Source organism: Candidatus Frankia nodulisporulans, from assembly GCF_902806475.1.
Taxonomy (GTDB): domain Bacteria; phylum Actinomycetota; class Actinomycetes; order Frankiales; family Frankiaceae; genus Frankia; species Frankia umida.
The window spans coordinates 1-4405 of the sequence record NZ_CADCWS010000305.1; the positions used below are offsets into that span (position 1 = coordinate 1).

Consider the following 4405-nt stretch of genomic DNA (forward strand, 5'->3'; position numbering starts at 1 on the left):
CTCGACCTACCCCACAGCATTCTCCGCGATCCGGGCACTCTATTTCTATTCCATGAGTTCTGCATAAGCCTCCTTGTGCCATTCCGCCCCCGGGCCGCCCCACTGGATCTCCGTGTGATAAAGAGACATGTGTCTTCCCCTTCTGTCGGCGTGGCCCGCCGGGCCACGCTTTAACTGGAACAGCGGATACCGTGAATTCTGTTCACCCGAGGCCAACCGACCCGGACCGGCCGGTCCACGCACGTCAGGGCATGGATCCCCCGGACGGGAAGTCGGCTGCCAACAAGTCGAGCGAACCTCCGCGGAGCCCATCGTAACGACCCCGATAGTCGGCGACAACGGCTTTGCAGAACAAAAGCAGCTTCACATGTTTATCGAAACTATGTTTTAATATGTGGCTTTAGTTCCTTTTAGCATGTGGTGTGATTGTCGGGCATCAATGAATGCGACCCGCCGGGTCGGGAACGGGGGCGGATCACCCTCGGACCGAGAACGCACGCCGAGCCTGTTCGCCAGGCTCGGCGAGGTACGCGCCACCCTCAGCCGTGATTCTTGAGCGTCCTCGACCGTGGTCAGACCACGGCGGTGGCTTCCGCCGTCGGCCAGGTGGGCCGGTCGCGACACGGCGGTCAGCGCAGGCAACGCAGGTAGAGCCCCAGGGCGGCAGCCGCCCAGGACACGTCCACGATCACGATGACCAGCATGCTGTACTTCCTGGCCCGCCACCCCCAGTGGCATCGGGGCGCCCGCGAGCAGTCACGGGCGTTGGGCACCGCGGCGCCCGACTAGGCGGGCCTGGCGAGTCTGACCACACTGGACGCGGTGATGCGTGAGTCGCTGCGACTGATCACCCCGGTGCCGCTGCTGCTACGTCACCGCTGGAGCCTGCCCGCCGGCTACCAGCCGCGCCTGGACCGTTTCCCGCTACCCGTCCCCCGCGACGGCCTGCCCGTCCACCTCGAGTAACTGCCCAGGACCGGACGTGGAGACGACCGGACGCCGGATTCAGGTGGCCGGGGCTCCTAGGATGATTCCCATGGGATCGACGCGGGGGCTGCGTTACGGCGACGGAGTGCTCGGTGGCCCGCAGGACGCCGAACAGACCCGGTTGGCCGCGATGGCGGACGTCTGCGATCCCACGACCATCAGGGTCCTGGACGATCTCGGGGTCGGTCCCGGCTGGCACGCCCTGGAGGTGGGAGCCGGTGGTGGGTCGATCGCCCTCTGGCTGGCCGGGCGGGTCGGTGCCACCGGCCACGTCGTGGCCACCGACCTCGACATCGACCCCCTACAACGCCGCCTGCACGCCCAGGGTGACCGCCAGCGGCACACACCTGACCGCGGGCCGCTGACCGTCCTACGCCATGACGTCACCAGCGATCCGCCGCCGGAGCAGGGGCCGTTCGACCTCGTCCACGCCCGGTTCGTCCTGGAACATCTGCCGGAACGGGAACGCGTCCTGGACCGTCTGGTGAGCTGGTTGCGCCCGGGCGGGACCCTGGTCGTCGAGTCGATCGCGCGGTTTCCGCTCGACTCCTGCGCGCAGCCAGCGTTCCGGCGGGCGATGGACGCTCTCGACACGGTGCTCGCGGCGACCATCGGCACCGACTCCACCTGGGCGCGCACTTTTCCCGCGCCGCTGCGTGCCCGTGGCCTGTCCGAGGTGGGGATGACCGTGCATCTGCCCGTCACCGGCGGCGCGAACGCGTCCGCGCTGTGCTGGGCGCTGACCCTGACCCGGCTGCGTACGCGCATCGTCGAGCGGCGACTGGCCGGCGACGACGTGCTGGACGCCGCCCTCGCCCAGCTCGCCGACCCCGACTTCGCGGATCTTGCGTTCGCGACCGTCCTGGCCTGGGGCCGGGCGCCGGCGCACACCACGGACGCACCCGGCAGCCGCGGGTAGCAGCGACGCACCCGCGCCGACTCACCCGGGCCGGCCCTGCGGTGTCGGTGTCGCGGTGTCGGGTCAGCTGGTTTCGCAGGCGACGCCGTCGTGGTCGCGGTCGAGCAGGGCCCGGTAGCCGGGTTGTCCCTGGTACAGCGGGGCGGCCCCGGCGGCCCGGACGGCGTCGCAGTTGGCGTAGTACACCGAGGTCGGGTTCTCCTGCGCCGGCGGCGCCGCCTGGGCGGCGGGCTGCTGGGCCGCGGGCGCCTGCTGGACGGGCGGTGCCTGCTGCTGGGCCGGGGGCGCCGCGGCGGCCTGGGCGGGTGGTGCGGAGGTCACGGCCGGCCGCACCGCAGCGGCCGCCGCCCGGGTGGTGGCCGGGGCGACCGGTGCGGCGGCGGTGGTCACCGGCGCGACCGGCGGGGCCGAGGTGGGGGATGTCGCCGTCGGCTGCGGTGACGGGGAGCCCGCGGACGCCGTGGGTGACGGCGATGACACCACGGGTGCGTCGGCCGAGGCCGCGACGGTGGACGGGTCCTTCTTCGGCGCGGTCAACACGATCAGGATGATCAGCAGCCAGAAGCCGCCGACGATCCCGGAAATGATCGGGTGGCGGCGTATCCACCCCCACAGTCGATACCCGACCGATGCCCCCTGCTGACCGCGTGCCACTGTGCGCCCCCCGGCTGATGGTGCGTCCCCGTCCCGGGAGTCGCGTCCCGAGCCTGGTGTGATCGGGTCGGACGATATCCCGCATTCCGGTGCCCTGTGCGACCAGAGCGCGACCGGGAGACAGAGTGCGGTGGCGATGTGCGTCCAGTGGGTCGCGCGTGGGCCAGGATGGGCGGTATGAGCGTGAGCGTGATCGGGCCGGTGTTCGTCCAGACAGCCCAGGCCGCGGCGGGACTGCTGCGCGAACCGGTGCTGGCGCGGCGGTGGGAGACACCCAGCGCGTTGGCGCAGTTCCAGGTCAGCGGGCTGGCGGGGCATCTGGCCTGGCAGGTCCTCGCCGTACCGGGGCGTCTGGACGCCGCCGAACCGGACGGGCCGGCACTCTCGCTGGTGGAGTACTACACGGCGGCGGCGTGGGTCGGCGCGCCCCTGGACGGTGACCTCAACACCGGTCTGCGCACTATCGGCGAGCAGACCGCCGCGGACGGCCCGGCCGCCCTCGCCGCCCAGGTCGACGCCACCCTCACCCAGCTCCGGACGAGGATGGCGACCCTCGACGGCACCCGGCTGGTGGCGATGCGCACGTCCGCGCCACCGCTGACCGTCGACGACCTGCTGACCACCCGCATCCTCGAACTGGCCGTCCACGCCGACGACCTCGCCGTCAGTCTCGACCTGCCCACCCCGCCGCTGCCCGAGGCCGCGACCGACCTGGTCATCGCCCTGCTGGCCCGGGTCGCCACCCGCCGCCACGGGCCGGTCGCGCTGCTGCGCGCACTCAGTCGCGCCGAACGCGCTCCCACCACCATCACCGCCCTGTGACCCTTTCCTTCCTCCTTCACCCGCGAATCACCGCAAACATCACCATCGGGGTCGGGGGTGGGTCGCGGTCTGGCCGCGATGTCGGATGCCGGACCATGCATTCGCCTCTGCGTACGCGACGATTCACCTAGGGTGATAGTCGTGACGGTGCGAGATCGGTTGATGACAGCGGTGCTGGCGGTCGTGGCGACGGCGACCGTGCTGGTGGTGGGGCCGAGCGCGACCGCCGCCACCAGACCGACGTCGCCCACGACCACCACGACCACCACGGGGGTCCCGGCGACCTCAGGGGCTCCGGCCACCTCGACCACCTCGGGGGTTCCGGCGGCCAGGTCGGCCTCGTCGACGGCCGCGGCCCGGCTGGCACTGCCGCCTCCGACGGGGACGTTCGCGGTCGGACGGGACACGCTGCACCTGGTGGACACCGCCCGCCACGACCCGTGGGTGCCGACACGCCCCCGGGAACTGATGGTCGACGTCTACTACCCGGCGGCCGCCCCGGCCAGCCCCGGGGCGGGGCGCGGCGGCCCGGCCCGGTACGCCGACCCGGCCGAGATCCGGTTGTACCTGGCCTCGCTCGGGCTGGACGGCGTCCTGTCGGCCACCGACATCGCCGCGACGACGATCGCGAGCCGCACCGGCGTGCGTCCCCTCGGCGGACGCCACCCGCTGGTACTGCTCTCCCCGGGGCTGGGGGTGGGCCGCCGGTCGCTGACCGGCCTGGCCGAGCAGTTCGCCAGCCGCGGCTATGTCGCGGCCACCGTCGACCACGCCTACGAGTCGGTCGGCACCCTGTTCACCGGCGACCGGATGCTGACCTGCGTGGCCTGCGACCGCCTGCGGGACGTGTCCGACTTCGACGCCGCGGTGCGCACACGCACCGTCGATCTCTCGTTCGTCCTGGATCGTCTGATCGGCCCGCGTCCGGCGTGGCGCGCCTCGACGACCATCGACGCGACCCGGATCGCCGCCGTCGGCCACAGCCTCGGCGGTGCGGCGGCGGTGGCGCTGCTCGCCCACGAC

Annotated in this window: 5 protein-coding genes; 4 read left to right on the plus strand and 1 reads right to left on the minus strand. The window is 72.0% G+C overall.

Annotated features, from left to right (window positions below; translation table 11 throughout):
- Positions 1-825: 825 nt before the first annotated feature.
- Together G6R24_RS21720 and G6R24_RS18600 are read left to right on the plus strand one after the other, a co-directional pair.
- Entirely contained in the window at positions 826-966 is a 141-nt protein-coding gene (locus tag G6R24_RS21720) for a hypothetical protein (protein ID WP_192029188.1), read from the plus strand.
- A gap of 70 nt (positions 967-1036) precedes the next feature.
- Positions 1037-1906, plus strand: coding sequence for a class I SAM-dependent methyltransferase (locus G6R24_RS18600; protein WP_163550480.1), 870 nt, complete (start codon positions 1037-1039; stop codon positions 1904-1906).
- Positions 1907-1969: 63 nt separating this feature from the next.
- On the opposite strand, the gene G6R24_RS22840 is transcribed toward G6R24_RS18600, so the two are convergent.
- Positions 1970-2560, minus strand: coding sequence for an excalibur calcium-binding domain-containing protein (locus tag G6R24_RS22840; RefSeq protein WP_225438716.1), 591 nt, complete (start codon positions 2558-2560; stop codon positions 1970-1972).
- A 177-nt stretch (positions 2561-2737) separates the two neighbouring features.
- On the opposite strand from G6R24_RS22840, the gene G6R24_RS18610 reads away from it, so the two are divergent.
- Together G6R24_RS18610 and G6R24_RS18615 are read left to right on the plus strand one after the other, a co-directional pair.
- Entirely contained in the window at positions 2738-3382 is a 645-nt protein-coding gene (locus G6R24_RS18610) for a maleylpyruvate isomerase N-terminal domain-containing protein (protein WP_163550481.1), read from the plus strand.
- Positions 3383-3523: 141 nt separating this feature from the next.
- Positions 3524-4405 (plus strand): alpha/beta hydrolase (locus G6R24_RS18615; RefSeq protein ID WP_192029190.1); only part of this gene is annotated, 882 nt, incomplete at its 3' end.